This is a genomic window from Streptomyces sp. URMC 124 (assembly GCF_051386455.1).
In the GTDB taxonomy this organism is placed as follows: domain Bacteria; phylum Actinomycetota; class Actinomycetes; order Streptomycetales; family Streptomycetaceae; genus Streptomyces.
This window is the reverse complement of record NZ_JBPQTS010000446.1, coordinates 1-277: the sequence shown is the minus strand read 5'-3', so window position 1 is coordinate 277 and position 277 is coordinate 1. Positions and strand designations below refer to the sequence as shown.

At 44.0% G+C, this 277-nt stretch carries 1 pseudogene; it reads left to right on the top strand.

From position 1 onward, the window contains the following. Positions 1-156: 156 nt before the first annotated feature. Positions 157-277 (top strand): annotated as a pseudogene (locus tag ACSNOG_RS33290) (glutathione peroxidase); the annotation flags it as partial.

The following is a 277-nucleotide window of genomic DNA, read 5'->3' as shown; positions in this document are numbered from 1 at the left end:
ATATAAAATTATCATAATACAAATGTTTTCATTTGGGTATCAGTCCGAGGTATCGAAATTTGGTTTCACCCCATGATTTCAGGTATGATGAGGAATAGATGGTGCACGCCGGATCAGCGTAATCCAAACAGGGTCGCACTATAGAGGAGGGAATGAATGATGTCAATCTATGATTATCAAGCCGTCGATACACAAGGCAAAGCCATTTCGCTTGAGGATTATAAGGGCAATGTGCTGCTTATTGCGAACACGGCCAGCCAATGCGGGCTGACTCCGC